This window comes from Polynucleobacter sp. AP-Nickl1-40-C4 (genome assembly GCF_035012665.1).
Taxonomy (GTDB): Bacteria; Pseudomonadota; Gammaproteobacteria; order Burkholderiales; family Burkholderiaceae; genus Polynucleobacter.
In genome coordinates this window covers 103360-118334 of the sequence record NZ_JAYGQR010000004.1, presented here as the reverse complement: position 1 = coordinate 118334, position 14975 = coordinate 103360, and the positions used below count along the sequence as shown (strand labels likewise).

The 14975-nt window shown below is 46.8% G+C and carries 15 protein-coding genes; 8 read left to right on the top strand and 7 right to left on the bottom strand.

The features are described from left to right. Window positions 1–25: 25 nt before the first annotated feature. From accB to VC182_RS06270, 3 genes are all read right to left on the bottom strand, one after another. A complete protein-coding gene (accB, locus tag VC182_RS06280) occupies window positions 26–487 on the bottom strand; it encodes an acetyl-CoA carboxylase biotin carboxyl carrier protein (protein ID WP_216121578.1) in 462 nt (153 codons plus the stop codon). Between the two features lie 36 nt (window positions 488–523). After that, on the bottom strand, window positions 524–973 hold the full coding sequence (aroQ, locus tag VC182_RS06275; RefSeq protein ID WP_323484858.1) for a type II 3-dehydroquinate dehydratase: 450 nt from the start codon (window positions 971–973) through the stop codon (window positions 524–526). A gap of 219 nt (window positions 974–1192) precedes the next feature. Continuing rightward, window positions 1193–1720 carry a TlpA disulfide reductase family protein gene (locus VC182_RS06270; protein WP_323484857.1) on the bottom strand — a complete coding sequence of 176 codons (528 nt, stop codon included), beginning with the start codon at window positions 1718–1720 and terminating at the stop codon, window positions 1193–1195. A gap of 26 nt (window positions 1721–1746) precedes the next feature. Between VC182_RS06270 and mpl the strand changes: the two genes are divergently transcribed. The 6 genes from mpl to mtgA are packed head-to-tail and all read left to right on the top strand — an operon-like array spanning window position 1747 to window position 8544. Then, the gene (mpl, locus tag VC182_RS06265; protein WP_323484856.1) at window positions 1747–3147 is read left to right on the top strand and encodes a UDP-N-acetylmuramate:L-alanyl-gamma-D-glutamyl-meso-diaminopimelate ligase; all 1401 of its coding nucleotides are present in this window, start codon (window positions 1747–1749) and stop codon (window positions 3145–3147) included. Window positions 3148–3184: 37 nt separating this feature from the next. Then, window positions 3185–3919, top strand: a complete 735-nt coding sequence (locus VC182_RS06260; RefSeq protein WP_323484855.1) for a beta-ketoacyl-ACP reductase — start codon at window positions 3185–3187, stop codon at window positions 3917–3919. Window positions 3920–3921: 2 nt separating this feature from the next. After that, entirely contained in the window at window positions 3922–5946 is a 2025-nt protein-coding gene (locus VC182_RS06255; protein WP_323484854.1) for a ribonuclease catalytic domain-containing protein, read from the top strand. Continuing rightward, window positions 5930–6817: a TonB family protein gene (locus VC182_RS06250; protein ID WP_323484853.1), complete on the top strand. Its 888-nt coding sequence runs from the start codon at window positions 5930–5932 to the stop codon at window positions 6815–6817. Before VC182_RS06255 ends, VC182_RS06250 begins: the two co-directional genes overlap by 17 nt. Before the next feature lie 56 nt (window positions 6818–6873). Continuing rightward, entirely contained in the window at window positions 6874–7779 is a 906-nt protein-coding gene (aroE, locus tag VC182_RS06245) for a shikimate dehydrogenase (RefSeq protein WP_323484852.1), read from the top strand. A 9-nt stretch (window positions 7780–7788) separates the two neighbouring features. Next, on the top strand, window positions 7789–8544 hold the full coding sequence (gene mtgA / locus VC182_RS06240; RefSeq protein WP_323484851.1) for a monofunctional biosynthetic peptidoglycan transglycosylase: 756 nt from the start codon (window positions 7789–7791) through the stop codon (window positions 8542–8544). Between the two features lie 17 nt (window positions 8545–8561). On the opposite strand, the gene pyrF is transcribed toward mtgA, so the two are convergent. Continuing rightward, the gene (pyrF, locus tag VC182_RS06235; RefSeq protein ID WP_323484850.1) at window positions 8562–9407 is read right to left on the bottom strand and encodes an orotidine-5'-phosphate decarboxylase; all 846 of its coding nucleotides are present in this window, start codon (window positions 9405–9407) and stop codon (window positions 8562–8564) included. Between the two features lie 73 nt (window positions 9408–9480). On the opposite strand from pyrF, the gene corA reads away from it, so the two are divergent. Next, the gene (corA, locus tag VC182_RS06230) at window positions 9481–10446 is read left to right on the top strand and encodes a magnesium/cobalt transporter CorA (RefSeq protein WP_072583348.1); all 966 of its coding nucleotides are present in this window, start codon (window positions 9481–9483) and stop codon (window positions 10444–10446) included. Window positions 10447–10466: 20 nt separating this feature from the next. Here corA and VC182_RS06225 read toward each other — a convergent pair whose 3' ends face one another. From VC182_RS06225 to thiL, 3 genes are read right to left on the bottom strand one after another with little or no spacing between them, the layout of a single operon-like run. After that, window positions 10467–10946: a CinA family protein gene (locus VC182_RS06225; RefSeq protein WP_323484849.1), complete on the bottom strand. Its 480-nt coding sequence runs from the start codon at window positions 10944–10946 to the stop codon at window positions 10467–10469. Then, window positions 10946–11506 carry a phosphatidylglycerophosphatase A gene (locus VC182_RS06220; RefSeq protein ID WP_323484848.1) on the bottom strand — a complete coding sequence of 187 codons (561 nt, stop codon included), beginning with the start codon at window positions 11504–11506 and terminating at the stop codon, window positions 10946–10948. The genes VC182_RS06225 and VC182_RS06220 overlap by 1 nt, the downstream gene beginning before the upstream one ends. Continuing rightward, window positions 11503–12528, bottom strand: coding sequence for a thiamine-phosphate kinase (thiL, locus tag VC182_RS06215; protein ID WP_323484847.1), 1026 nt, complete (start codon window positions 12526–12528; stop codon window positions 11503–11505). The genes VC182_RS06220 and thiL overlap by 4 nt, the downstream gene beginning before the upstream one ends. A gap of 105 nt (window positions 12529–12633) precedes the next feature. Between thiL and VC182_RS06210 the strand changes: the two genes are divergently transcribed. Further along, a complete protein-coding gene (locus tag VC182_RS06210) occupies window positions 12634–14955 on the top strand; it encodes an NADP-dependent malic enzyme (RefSeq protein ID WP_323484846.1) in 2322 nt (773 codons plus the stop codon). Window positions 14956–14975 lie beyond the last annotated feature (20 nt).

The following is a 14975-nucleotide window of genomic DNA, read 5'->3' as shown; positions in this document are numbered from 1 at the left end:
TTGGAATTGAACTAAAGGTAGTCAATTAAGCAATGATGAAAAGCGGCTGGTCAAATTCAACACCTTGACCGTTTTCACAAAGAATTTCTTTGATCACACCAGCGTGCTCGGATTCGATTTCATTGAGCAACTTCATTGCCTCAATAATGCAAAGTGTTTGACCTACTTTTACCGTGTCGCCAATGTTGACGAAGTTCGGAGACTCTGGATTTGGGGCGCGGTAGAAAGTGCCAACCATTGGTGAGCGTGCAATAGAGCCAGTTTCAGCCGCGGATGCTTCAGCGATAGGAGCTGTTGCAACAGGTGCGCTAGCTGCTGGTGCGGCTTGCATCGCAGGTGCTGGATTAGCGTAAACCATTTGGGCAGCTGGTGCAGGAGAACCTGCGTTAACAATGCGAACGCGATCTTCGCCTTCATTTACCTCTAATTCTGAAATTCCTGATTCAGAAACTAGGTCGATCAAGGTTTTTAGTTTTCTCAGATCCATACGAGTGCTTCCTCTCTTGTCATTCTTTAAATAGTTTTATTTCTGCAAGCGAGCAATAGCTGCTTGCAGGGCTAATTCATAGCCAATCGCGCCAAGACCACAAATCACCCCAGTCGCAATATCGGACAAATAGGAATGTTTACGGAATTCTTCGCGCTGATGAATATTGGATAAATGGACTTCGGTAAAAGGGATAGCTACCCCAGCCAAGACGTCGCGTAATGCAACGCTTGTGTGGGTAAAGGCGCCTGGGTTGATGATGATGAAATCAACCCCATCTTGTTTAGCCTTTTGAATGCGGTCAATTAACTCACCTTCATGGTTGCTTTGAAAGGTATCGAGATCAACAGACTGCGCTTTTGCCAGCTCGCCGAGCCTTTGGTGGATATCTTCTAGGGTAGTTTTTCCGTAAACATCGGGTTCCCGGGCGCCTAATAGATTTAGGTTTGGGCCTTGAATTACGAGAATTGAAGCTTTTTTCGACATAGATCCCTGTTTTTAGAGGCAGTTAAGCTTAAATTGCTAAATAACTTCATGCTCGATTGCTTATGAAGGGGAGTATACCTTTTTAAAGCTAGGAAAAGACCAAAAACTCGCTGCAAAAATAGGAATTTTCATCGCTTTAAGGAGCAGATATCAAAATAAATGCTTAATTTTTAGGCAGAAATTAATGGTTCGATAAATCCATTTATAGCTTAAAGCTACCTATAAAGCGGATTTAATTGCACTTCTGATGTCATCTTCGCTTATTTTGCCTAATTTGCTGTAGCTGGCCTTGCCCTTGGCATTGATGATGATGGTGTAAGGAAGGGCGCCCTGGGAATTTCCCAGCTGCTTAGAAAGATTGCTTCCTTCAAGACCCCCAATCACAATCGGATAGCTCACTGGGGTTTTTGAGAGAAATTCACGAATATTAGACGGTGAATCGATGCCAATGCCTACAAATAAGACATTTTGTTGCATGAATTCCCGTTGAAGCTTGTCCAAAGCGGGCATTTCTTCAACACATGGAGGGCACCAGGAGGCCCAAAAGTTCACCACCAGGACCTTTCCTTGCCATTCTTGGGTATTGACTGTTTTTCCATCCGGCGTTTGCCAAGAATTGGCAAAAAATGCTTTCACAGCGGGATCGCTGGCCAAGCCAGTTTTATAAATCCACTGGGAGGTGAGTACACCCCCAAGGAGTGCCAAAAGACTAATTGCGACGATGATGATCAATTGTCTACGGTTCATTGCAACTCCTTCGCTAAAATTCGCTAATGCATATACATATCTTGGGCATTTGCGGTACTTTCATGGGCGGCATTGCCGCAATCGCGAGGCAGGCTGGGCATCGCGTTACTGGTTGCGATGCCAACGTCTATCCCCCAATGAGTACGCAGCTTGAAGCTCAAGGCATCGAACTAATTGAAGGATTCTCACCCAAGCAATTATCTCAGTTTGAGACCATGCCTGATTTATTCGTGATTGGCAATGTGGTTTCTCGTGGTAATCCATTGATGGAAGCAATTCTCAATCAAGGGCTACCCTATATCTCAGGCCCGCAATGGTTGGGCGAACAAGTTTTGTATGGGCGACATGTTTTAGCTGTAGCGGGTACGCATGGCAAGACAACTACTTCAGCTATGTTGACTTGGATTTTGGAATTCAACGGTTACAAACCGGGTTATCTCATTGGTGGTGTGCCTCTGAATTTCACAGTGTCTGCACGTTTAGGCGAAAGTAAATATTTTGTTATTGAAGCTGATGAATATGACACTGCTTTCTTTGATAAGCGTAGTAAGTTTGTTCACTATCGACCACGTACGGCCCTATTGAATAACTTAGAGTTTGATCACGCCGATATTTTTGCTGATCTTGCGGCAATCGAAACACAATTTCATCATTTAGTGCGCACTGTTCCTGGCGATGGTTTACTGGTTGTAAATGGTGAGGAGCCTGCATTGGCGAGCGTGATCACGCGTGGCGCTTGGGCGCCTGTAGAGCGGTTCGGGCAAGAACTCACAAATGAATGGTCTTTAATTGCTCAAGAGGCTGATGGTTTCATCGTGCGCAAGGCAGGTAAAGAGGTAGCCACTGTGAAGTGGGCGCCTGATTCTGGTGTGATGGGTAGACACAATCAACTCAATGCACTTGCAGCGATTGCTTGCGCAAATCATATTGGCATCTCTCCAGCAGATGGTGCACGTGCGTTGGCGGAATTTAAGAATGTAAAGCGTCGCTTGGAAACGATTGGTGTTGCAAATGACATCACGATCTATGATGATTTTGCCCACCATCCAACCGCGATCACGACTACAGTTGATGGTCTTCGTCGCCGTGTTGGTAAAGAACGCATCTTGGCGGTGCTTGAGCCACGTTCAAATACGATGAAGCTCGGTGTGATGAAAGCTCAACTTCCTGGAAGTCTAGAGGCTGCTGACAAAGTGTTTGCCTATGGCGCTAATGCCGGCAAGGAATCATTGGGCTGGGATTTGGCAGATGTCTTATCTCCACTCAATATACAAGAACGGGGTAAAGCGCATGCCTTTGATGATCTTGAGGCATTAGTGAAGGCGGTTGCCCATGAGGCTCAGCCTGGCGATCACATTTTGGTAATGAGCAACGGCGGGTTTGGTGGCGTACACCAGAAAATATTAGAAGCCATTTCGGCGCAGTAAAAAAATTAATAACAAAAGCAAAAATAGAAAGCAAATCATGGGCAATAGACTAAAAGACAAAGTAGCCATCATTACCGGCGCGGCAAAGGGTATTGGTTTTGCTACTGCTCAGCGTTTTGCAGAAGAAGGCGCAAAAGTTATCATTACGGATATTGGCCTGGAGGCCGTTAATAGCGTGGCTGAAAAAACGCCTAATGCCGAAGGCTATGTCATGAATGTCACCGATCGCGCTAGCATTCAGTCAGTTGTAGACCAGGTAATGCAAAAGCATGGGCGGATTGATATCTTGATCAATAACGCAGGCATTACTCAAGATGCACGCTTAATTAAGATGACCGAAGCACAGTTTGATACTGTGATTGATGTCAATCTGAAGGGTGTATTTAATTGCACTCAGTTAATCGTGCCGCACATGCTGGAAGCTGGCTCTGGCGCAGTGGTCAATGCATCAAGCGTTGTGGGTCTCTACGGTAATTTTGGCCAAACCAATTACTCAGCTACTAAATTTGGTGTGATTGGTTTTACAAAAACATGGGCGCGTGAATTAGGGCCTAAAGGCATTCGAGTCAATGCGGTGTGCCCAGGTTTTATCGCCACTGAAATGGTTATGGCTATGCCAGCAAATATTGTGCAAGACATTGAAAAACGCAGTTGGCTTGGTCGTCTGGGTACCCCCGCTGAAATGGCAAATGTGTATTTATTCTTAGCAAGCGATGAGGCAAGCTATGTTAATGGAGTGGCATTAGAGGCCAGCGGCGGGATCTCGCTCTAAGCATGAATCTTTTATACGAAGAAGGTGGCGATATTAAGATCGCCACAGTCCAGTCTGCTTCAGGCGCTGGCGATGCAGAGTCTTGGCAAGCAACTAGTCTTTCTGGAAAAAAGATCAAACTCAAAGCCAAGGAAGTGTGGTTGCGTTTTGAAAAGCCTGAAGCTCAAATGGCTATGGATGAAGCCAGCACACTCACTGCGGATATTGATTTGCAGTTCCTTTGGGACTGTGCGCCTGATGAAGAGTTTGGCTTGGTTGATGTAGCGCATGAGTACTTTGGCTCACAAGCGAGCATTCCACAACAAATTGCGCTGGCTATTGCCTTGCAAGGGGCGCCAGTATTTTTCCGTCGCAAGGGGCGCGGACGGTTTCAGAGGGCTCCACTAGAGCAGTTACAGGCTGGTTTGGCTGCATTAGATCGCAAACAAAAAGAGCTCGAACAGCAATCCATTTGGCAGCAAGAGTTGGTTGCTGGTACTTTCCCTGAGTCACTGAAGTCTTCAGCCAAGCAATTACTTTTCTCGCCCGATAAAAATACCTCTGCCTATAAGGCATTGATCGCAGCCTGCACTGAAACCGGGGAGTCTCCGGCGCAGCTGATGATTCGTTGTGGTGCAATCGACTCTCCTTTGGCGTATCACCAGGGCTTGTTCCTGAAGGCGCATTTTCCGAATGGAGCGGATCACAACCTTGCTATCGGAGTTGATCAAGCAGCATATGCAGCTGCTATTGCTGAGCTGCCGCTTGCTCAGGTACAAGCATTCTCCATTGATGATTCGGGCACTACAGAGATTGATGATGCTCTATCCGTTACGGTAATCGAGGGCGGGCATCGAGTAGGTATTCACATCGCTGCTCCTGGATTGGCCATTACAAAAGATGATCCACTAGATCTAGTCGCTCGCAATCGCATGTCCACGGTGTACTTTCCGGGTGACAAAATTACAATGCTGCCCGATTCAGTAATTGAGCAATTTTCATTAGATGAGGGTATGCCTAGACCAGCCTTATCAATCTATGTGGATATTGATGCTGAGGGCATTGCCAATCGAGCGAGCTTGCAGATGCGTGCTGAGATGGTGCCGATGGCTGCCAATTTGCGCCTGGAAAATATTGAGCATCTCGTGAGTGAAGAGAGTCTGCTGGATGAGGGTTCTAACTACCCCTATCGCAAAGAGCTGGCGACTCTATGGCAAGCTGCTAAACATCTGCATGCAGGGCGTCAAGAGAAGCGTCTAGCAAATGGTTTGCGTGCTGAGCAGTTAGGTGTCATAGATCCAAATGCCCTGGCAAGAGACTTTCATTTTCAGATTCAAGATGTTGATGGGGTTCAGCGCGTAGAAATCGTGCCACGTCAACGCGGTTCTATTTTGGATACGATTGTTGCGGAGTGGATGATTTTCTGTAATAGCGCCTCAGGACAGCTTCTAGCAGATCATGGTCTTCCTGGATTATTCAGAACTCAAAAGGGTTGGGGTCCATTGCGTACTCGGATGCAAACAACCCCTGGACCTCATGAGGGTCTTGGCTTGGACTATTACGCCTGGTGTACATCTCCTTTACGTCGATATTCTGATTTGGTGAATCAGTGGCAATTAATTGCACTAGCAAAGCATGGTGTCACTGCCAAGATGGTTGCCCCATTCCCGCCGAGAGACGCTACCTTGATGGGTATTGCCGCTGACTTTGAATCTTGCTATCAAGCTTATGGCGAGTTTCAAGATCGCTTGGAAAAGTATTGGTGTTTACGTTGGATCACTCAAGACGGTGATTCGAAAACAGTGCATGTGCGCCATTTAAAAGAGGGTATGTCCAGAGTGGAGTTAGTACCTCTACATCTACCTATCCCTGAATTGGCCACCCATCCGCGCATGACCCGTGCGGAAGTGGTGATTGCAGGTGTAGATTTGCTGCAGCTAAGTGCTGGTGTTCGTGTGTTGGAGATCGAAGTTAAGGTCGACGCTCCTGAAAAGGCTGTAGAGCAGGGGCCATCAGAAAATTCTGAAGAAGATGCTAGCCCAGATTAAATCGCTAGAGTTTCCATGTCCTGAAAGGCTTGGTAAGGCTTTGCGTTATTTGCGCAGCGCCTGGAATCGCTACCCATTCCGATTTGCCTTGTGCGCTTCAATACTGATCCATATTGTTTTCTTATCTTTCCGCTGGGGCGTTGGAGAGATTCAGAACCGCAGACTCAATACGCCATTGAGCGTGGTTTTAGTAAACGCCAGCAATAAAACGCCACCTCAAAAAGCAAATAAGTTGGCGCAGGCTGATTTGCAGGGTGGCGGTAAAACAGAAACTCAAGATGCCACAGCAATGCACCGTGCCAGATTGGGTGCTGAGGCTAGGCTTGAGGTTTTAGAAAAACAGCAAAAACAAATGCTCGCTAAGCTAGATGAGCAGCGCAGTCGTTCAGGTGGTCGCAAGAGTGGCGACGAGCAAAAAATTACTCCCCAATTAAATTCTTTAGAGGCTGAGTTAGCTAAACGCTTACAAGCTGATGGTAAAGAGCCTAGACGTAAGGTATTGACTGGAGCTAATACCAAGGCAGTCACGTTTGCGCATTATTACGATGCGATGCGTCAGAAGATTGAGGCTTACGGTAGTGCTTTTTTCCCAAGGGCGAATGGACGCCCTTTGTACGGTAGTCTAGTGATTGTTGTCAGCGTTGATAACCAAGGCAGAATCACTACAAATGCTCAAGGCAAGGATGGGCTCTCGATTGGCCGTAGTTCTGGCAATCCCGAGCTAGACCGCCAAGCGCTGGCAATTGTGAGAGCCTCTGCGCCATTTGGTCCTTTTCCTTCAGAAATGCGTAATCAAATCGATGTCTTAGATTGGATCTCTACTTTTGAGTTCACGCGCGATGGCGTGGATCGCCTAGAGCTACGCCATTAATATTATTTAAAAAGTTTACTAACTCAATTTGCAAATTCGCTTATTCTGTAGTCATCATGAGCTCTACTGATACCGCCTCCCTACACACCGATCCAAGCCTTTTTGCTGGCGTGGATGTCTATGCGGTTGCGGGTAATCCGATTTCTCACAGCAAGTCTCCCTCAATTCATCAACGGTTTGCAGAGCAAGCAAATCAGCGCATGCACTATGGTCGCCTTCAGCCTGAAATAGGTTCATTTGCTCAAGCAGCTAAAGCATTTTTTACTGCAGGCGGCAAAGGCATGAATGTAACGGTGCCTTTCAAGTTAGATGCTCAAAATTTGGCTGATGTATTAACACCGCGTGCTCAATTGGCGGGTGCCGTTAACACTTTGTGGAAGACGGAAGGCAAAATTTTTGGTGACAATACCGACGGTGCTGGTCTAGTGCGCGATTTACTGGCTCAAGGTATTGCACTGCATAGTGCTCGTATTTTATTGATCGGTGCTGGTGGGGCTGCACGGGGTGTAATAGGTCCTTTGCTTGAGCAATCTCCTAAGTCCCTCATCATTGCCAATCGTTCCAGCGCAAAAGCGGATGAGTTGGTTAAGTTATTTGCAGATTTAGCCGGCTCTAAGGAGGTAGCGCTGGAGTCGCGTACTTTGGCTGATTTGGAGGATGTTGCAAAAACTCAGCATCCATTTGATTTGGTCATTAACGCTACTGCTGCTGGTTTAACCGACGAGTCTCCATTGACGCCCGAAGCGGTAGCTAATATTTTTGTGCCCAGCTCTTTCGCCTATGACATGGTTTACGGCAAAACTACTGCCTTCATGCAACAGGCCTTACAACGAGGTGCTCGCGTGAGTGATGGCCTTGGAATGTTGGTTGAGCAAGCGGCTGATGCATTCTTGCTTTGGCGGGGCGCGCAATTAGCGAGTGCAATTTACCCCCGCGCAGTCTTAGCAGAGTTACGCAGTTAATTTGCTCTGATGCGCTGGCTTCTTTACCCAGTGAAATGTTTGCTAGCAGGCTTTGTAGCTATGCAAATCTTTTTTGCATTACAAATTGCATTGTGGATTGGCTTAGATCCCAGTAGCACTGCGTTTCAGAGAGCCGAGCACTGGCGTTTATGTACCTGGCATTGGACCTGTCCAGTGCAATCTCATTGGGTGCCTTATGACAAGATCTCGAACAATCTCAAGCGCGCTGTTTTAGTCAGTGAAGACGATATCTTCTTTCAACACAAGGGTGTGCGAGTTGAGGATATGCAAAAAGCCTGGCAGAAAAATCAACAGCAGAATCAGCAAAAAACCCAAGCAGGCAATAAATCCAAAATAGCGTTACGGGGTGGATCTACTATTACCCAGCAATTAGCAAAAAATTTATTTCTTTCTTCAGAGCAACATTATTTGCGCAAGGGCCAGGAGCTCATCATTACCGGGCTTTTGGAATTAATACTTTCTAAGCAGAGATTGTTTGAGATTTATCTCAATTCGGTAGAGTGGGGTGAAGGCATTTTTGGAGTTGGTGCCGCCTCTCAGCATTATTTTGCTACAAGTCCAGCAGCCCTAGATCGGGACCAAGCTGCTGCTCTAGCTTCAGCGCTGCCAGCGCCAAAGTGTTTTGACAAGCAGCAGTATTGCCGTCGAGGAAGTATTAATTATTCCGCTCGCCAAGAATTTGTCTTAGAAAATATGGATAGAGTTGCCTTGGCGCCTTATCCAAAGAGCGGTGCGGGTAAATAATTTCTTGTTTTACTTAACTATTTGTTTGCAGCTGCTCGAAGTGCATCCCGAGTACTCATGGCAACGACTCTAGCCGCTTCAGCAAAATCAGCGCCTGAGCTGGCATACAGAATCGCTCGGGAAGAATTGATGATCATCCCTGCTCCTGGTTTGCCGGTTATTTTTCCCGCGCTGACAGTGGCATCAATATCACCACCTTGAGCACCTATCCCTGGAATCAATAAGGGCATATCACCAACAATGGCGCGTACCTTGGCAATTTCTTCTGGGAAAGTAGCGCCGACTACCAGGCTGATCTGCTCAGAACTATTCCACTGTTGTGCAGCCAGCTTGGCCACATGCAGATAAAGGGGCTCGCCATTGGGTGCCACATTCAGGAACTGCAAATCGGACCCGCCAGGATTGGATGTGCGGCAGAGGACAATAACTCCTTTGCCTGCGTGCTTTAGGTAGGGCTCGATCGTGTCAAAGCCCATGTATGGGTTTACGGTTACAGCATCAGCGCCGTATCGATCAAAGGCCTCCAGAGCGTAATGGTCAGCAGTGCTGCCGATATCTCCACGTTTGGAATCCAGGATGACTGGGATGTGGGGGTATTTATCTTTGAGGTGCTTGATTAGTTTTTCTAGTTGAGCCTCTGCTCTTTGGGAGGCAAAGTAAGCAAATTGAGGTTTGAAGGCGCAGACCAAATCCGCGGTCGCATCTGCGATTTCTCGGCAGAACTCATAGATGCCCTCGGCATTCCCTTGTATGGGGAGGGGCAAGCGCTTCGGATCCGGGTCAAAACCAACACACAGCATGCTGCCTTGGGAAGCCCATGCGGATTGGAGTTGCTGGTTAAAGGTATTTAAGCGAGAGTTCATTGGATTTGGCTTATTTTAGTGAAACTGTCATGTTCGATAGGATAAACTAGCGCACATTCCTTAGGAGTTCACCATGATCAACTTGTTCGTCCTGCAAAATGGCCGCCTCTCCCAAGAGCAAGTCGAAGATCGCAATGAATTATTGCAATATGCCAATCCTATCTGGATTGACGTGGTTGATCCAGAAGAAGAGGAATTAATTTGGATTAAAGAGGCATTTGGCGTACTTTTGCCTGAGTTGGATGACTTGGGTGACTTAGAAGCGTCTGCGCGTTATTTTGAAGCAGATGATGGCCACCTCCACATCCGTACTGATTTCTTATTGGATGAAGAAGAAACCTCTCGCAACGTTAGAGTAGCGTTTGTTCTGACTAAGCAAGTGTTGTTCTCAATTCATGACGAAGATTTGCCAGTGTTCCGTTTAGTTCGCTTGCGTGCCCGTTTGCGTCCTGGTTCAGTGAGCAATGCAAAAGATGTGTTGCTAGATTTGTATTCAACCGATGCTGAGTATTCTGCTGATGCTTTGGAAGAGGTTTATGAAAACCTGGAGCAAGCTGGTAAACGAGTCTTGCAAGATGACATTAATGATGCGGATGCCGAGCAAGTCCTCGAAACCATTGCCAAAGAGGAAGATACCAACGGACGCATTCGTCGTAACGTGATGGATACCCGCAGAGCCTTGTCCTTCCTTATGCGCAGCAAGTTACTTTCTGATGAGCAGCAGGAGGAGGCGCGTCAAATTTTGCGCGATATCGACTCTCTGGAAAACCATACTGCTTTCTTATTCGATAAGATTAACTTCTTGATGGATGCTACCGTAGGTTTTATTAACTTGAACCAATCCAAGATCATCAAGATCTTCTCGGTGGTATCGGTAGCCTTAATGCCACCAACCTTGCTTGCCAGTATTTGGGGTATGAACTACAAGCACATGCCTGAGTTAGATGCGACTTGGGGTTATCCAATGGCGATTGTTGCAATGGTAATTTCAGCAATCATTCCACTCTGGTATTTCCACAGCAAAGGCTGGATGAAGTAATTAGCAGTCTGTATTTGCGCTTAACTTCTGAGTAGTGCGATTAACTCAGTCAGTGCAAATTCGGTTGCTTGTTGCCTTACTGCTTGACGATCACCGTCAAAATGCATGGTTTTAGTGAGGGTTTGATTTTCAGTCGCCCAGCCAAAACAGACTGTGCCAACGGGCTTCTCAGCGGTCCCGCCTGACGGGCCGGCAATCCCAGTGATAGAAATAGCTACATCACTTCCTGAATTGATCCGCGCACCTTCGGCCATGGCCTTAGCCACTGGCTCGCTGACAGCCCCATAGGACTCAATTAGCTGAGCTGGGACCGCCAGGCACTCCGTTTTTGCTTCATTGCTGTAAGTGATATAGCCACGTTCAAACCACTCGCTTGAGCCTGCAAGTTCAGTCAGGGTGGCAGATACAAGACCACCAGTACAAGATTCTGCGAGCGACACCGTCCAATTTCTGGAAAGCAAAATCTCGGCTAAGGTTTTGGTGAGATCAATTGAGTTCATTATCTAATGAGAAACTGTATCAATGCTATTGCGAGCAGCGTACAAAAGGCGGCGGCAAGATCATCCACCACAATTCCAAACCCTCGCCAAATGATTTGCAAGAAGCTTGATCGCTGAGTGCTATTACTTGCTGTATTTTTAAAGTGACGATCAATCATGCCAATAGGTCCTGGTTTGATGGCATCAAAAAATCGGAATAGCGCAAAAGCAATAAACTGCATCCAAGCATTAGCTGGCATGATGAAGATAAGCACCAGCCAGAACGCGACGATCTCATCCCAAACAATACCGCCAAAATCTTTTTTACCAAGCTCTTCGCTGACATGGCCGCAGATCCAGCAGCCGAGCAAAATGCCGCCACCAATGATCCAGAGAAAGTCTGCCGTACTGAAAAAGTATTCACCTATTAGAAATGCAGCCCAGGCCCAGAGCGTGCCGGCAGTGCCTGGAGCTACAGGGCTTAATCCGCTACCAAAGCCAAAGGCAATAGTGCGACTGGCAGTTTGAAAAACCCATTTGAAGTTTGGTATCACTTCTGCGGAATGCTCAACATTGGTCATCGTGCGAAGTGGTCAAATGAGTTGAGGAAAGGAGCTGCTTGTGAATCACTCAGGAGAGCTCCTGATGCATCTAGTAAATATACTCTTGCCTGATCATCTTTTTTCGGAAGTATTTTTCCAATCAGTGTTAGTGGCAAGTGAAGTGACTTACCAATCTCCTGTATTTTTTTCTGCTGGCTTGATGGTGCAGTAAAGCAAAGCTCATAATCATCACCACCACATGCAGCAAATAAATTTTGAATAGAGGAATCTTGTTTTTTCAAGATGCTCGATTTTGGTAGTTGGCCCAGATGAATTTGCGCATCCACTTGCGATTGCTTCAAGATATGGCGTAAATCACCTAACAAGCCATCAGAGATATCTAAAGCTGCGCTCGCCACATTTCTTAATTGAATGCCTAATTCAATGCGCGGCTTTGGTTGATGCATACGGTTTTCGATTCGTTGTAAATCTTCACTAGATAGATTTATTTCATGACGCAGTGCAGCAAGAGTAAGTCTGGCATCTCCAACCGAACCCGAGACCCAAATGTCATCACCCGTCTTTGCTCCAGATCTGCGAATAGCATTGCCGGCAGGGATGCTGCCAAAGGCGGTGATCGAGATGGTTAGGGGGCCTGCAGTGGTATCGCCGCCGATAAGGGGGCAGGAATACTCCTTAGCAATGGCAAAAAGCCCTTTAGAGAAAGCTTCTAGCCAGACTTCATCTACTTTTGGTAGGGCGATTGCCAAAGTAAACCCCAGCGGACTTGCCCCCATGGCTGCGAGGTCTGAAAGGTTAACTGCTAGGGCTTTGCGGGCCAATAGGGCGGCATCGGCGCCAGCAAAAAAGTGCCTGCCCTCCACCAACATATCGCTGGTAATGGCTATTTCTTCATTTTCTGGTGGTTTGATCAGGGCGCAGTCATCACCAATACCCAAGGTAACACTTTGATCTGCTTTAGAGCGCATTGAATCCGCGCCCGTTTTGAAAAAACGTTCAATGAGGTCAAATTCACCGAGGGGGGTGGAGCGAGAAGACATGCCCCATTTTATGGCGGTTATGAGGTGAATGTCCGAGAGGAATAGAATTGAAGTCTTATAAGTCTTAACTAAATGAAGATAAGACAGAACTTAGCGAGTTAGTGGATGAGCAAAGAAAATAATAAAGAGCAACAAATTGCAGCCTTAAGAGAGGCAGCGCTTCAGTACCACGAGTTTCCGACTCCGGGAAAAATTGAAATTGCCCCAACAAAGCAATTAACCAATCAACGAGACTTAGCCCTTGCATACACGCCTGGCGTTGCAGCTCCTTGCGAAGAAATTGTTAAAGATCCGGCCAATGCATTCAAGTACACCGCCCGTGGAAATTTAGTTGGCGTTATTACGAACGGTACAGCTGTTTTAGGCTTGGGAAATATTGGACCGCTGGCAAGTAAGCCGGTGATGGAAGGTAAAGCGGTTCTTTTTAAGAAGTTTGCCGGCATTGACGTTTTCGATATCGAAGTTAATGAAAGCGATCCCGATAAGTTAGTAGAAATTATTGCGGCACTAGAGCCAACGTTTGGCGGCATTAATTTAGAAGATATTAAAGCGCCTGATTGCTTTGTCGTTGAGCGTAAGTTGCAAGCACGCATGAAGATCCCAGTCTTTCATGATGACCAACACGGTACAGCGATTGTGGTTGCAGCCGCCATCATCAATGGTTTGAAGGTGGTTGGTAAAAAAGTAGAAGACGTTAAGTTGGTTACCTCAGGGGCGGGTGCTGCTGCGCTAGCTTGCTTAGACCTATTGGTTGATTTAGGTATTCAGCGTAAAAATATTTGGGTTACTGACTTGGCTGGTGTTGCATACAAAGGCCGTAAAGAGTTGATGGACCCTGAAAAGGAGCCGTTCTGCCAAGATACGGATTTGCGCACGCTTGATCAAGCGATTGAAGGTGCAGATATTTTCTTAGGTCTTTCTGCTGGCGGTGTGCTTAAGCAAGACATGGTGAAGAAGATGGCACCGAAGCCATTGGTTTATGCCTTGGCAAATCCAACCCCAGAAATCTTGCCTGAAGAAGTAAAAGCGGTTCGTCCAGATGCAGTGATGGCAACGGGCCGTACTGATTATCCGAACCAAGTGAATAACGTTTTGTGTTTCCCGTTCATCTTCCGCGGCGCATTGGATGTGGGTGCAACAACGATTACCCGTGGCATGGAAGTCGCAGCGGTAAAGGCAGTAGCGGAATTGGCTCAAGCAGAACAGAGCGAAGTGGTTGCTTCTGTTTACGGTCTCGATAACTTATCCTTTGGCCCGGAGTATTTAATTCCAAAACCATTTGATCCACGTCTCATTACAGTCATTGCTCCTGCGGTTGCTAAGGCGGCAATGGATGATGGCGTGGCTTCACGTCCGATTAAAGATTTCGATGCCTATCGCAATCAGTTGCAGCAATTCGTGTACCACTCAGGTACTTTGATGAAGCCACTCTTTAGCATTGCTAAACGTGTACCAGCAAATCAAAAACGTATTGTGTTCGCTGAGGGTGAAGATGAGCGTGTATTGCGTGCAGTGCAGATCATCATTGATGAGCATCTTGCTACCCCAATTCTGATTGGTCGCCCAGCAGTGATCGAGCATCGTATCGAGAAGTTTGGCCTGCGTATGAAGGCGGGAGATGACTTTGAGATTGTGAATCCAGAGAATGATTCACGCTTCCGTGATTTCTGGCAAACCTACCTTGCACTCACAGAGCGTAAGGGTGTAACTCAGTCGTTTGCTAAGTTGGAAGTGCGTCGCCGCAATAGCTTGATTGGAAGTCTGTTGATTCAAAAAGGCTTTGCCGATGGCATGATTTCTGGCACAGTCGGCAATATCGCTACGCACTTGAAATATATTGATGAAGTGATTGGGCATGAGCCTGGTGCAAATGTATATGGTGCGATGTCAGGTTTGATTCTTCCCGGTCGCCAAGTATTTTTAGTGGATACTCATATCAATCTTGATCCTACTGCTGAACAGTTAGCAGACCTCACTCTCATGGCTGCAAGTGAAATGCGTAAGCTAGGACTAGCTCCTAAAGTTGCATTACTTTCCCATTCCAATTTTGGTTCTAGCAACGCCCCCTCTGCAGTCAAGATGCGTGAAGTGTTGGCATTGCTCCAAAAGGCAGATCCAACTTTAGAGGTTGACGGAGAAATGCATGGCGATAGCGCTTTAGATGCAAGCATTCGTGAAGGTGCAGTATCTTCATCTTCACTGAAGGGCGATGCCAACCTATTGGTTCTGCCAAATATCGATGCTGCCAATATTTCTTATAACTTGCTAAAAACAGCAGCAGGCAATGGCATTGCAATCGGCCCCTTGTTGCTAGGCGTTGCTAAGCCAATTCACATTCTCACTCCAGCCGCAACTGTGCGCCGTATTGTGAATGTGACAACTTTGGCGGTTGTAGAGGCAGCGAGCAACGCCAGAGGCATTACGTAAGAATCGGTAACATATGTAAG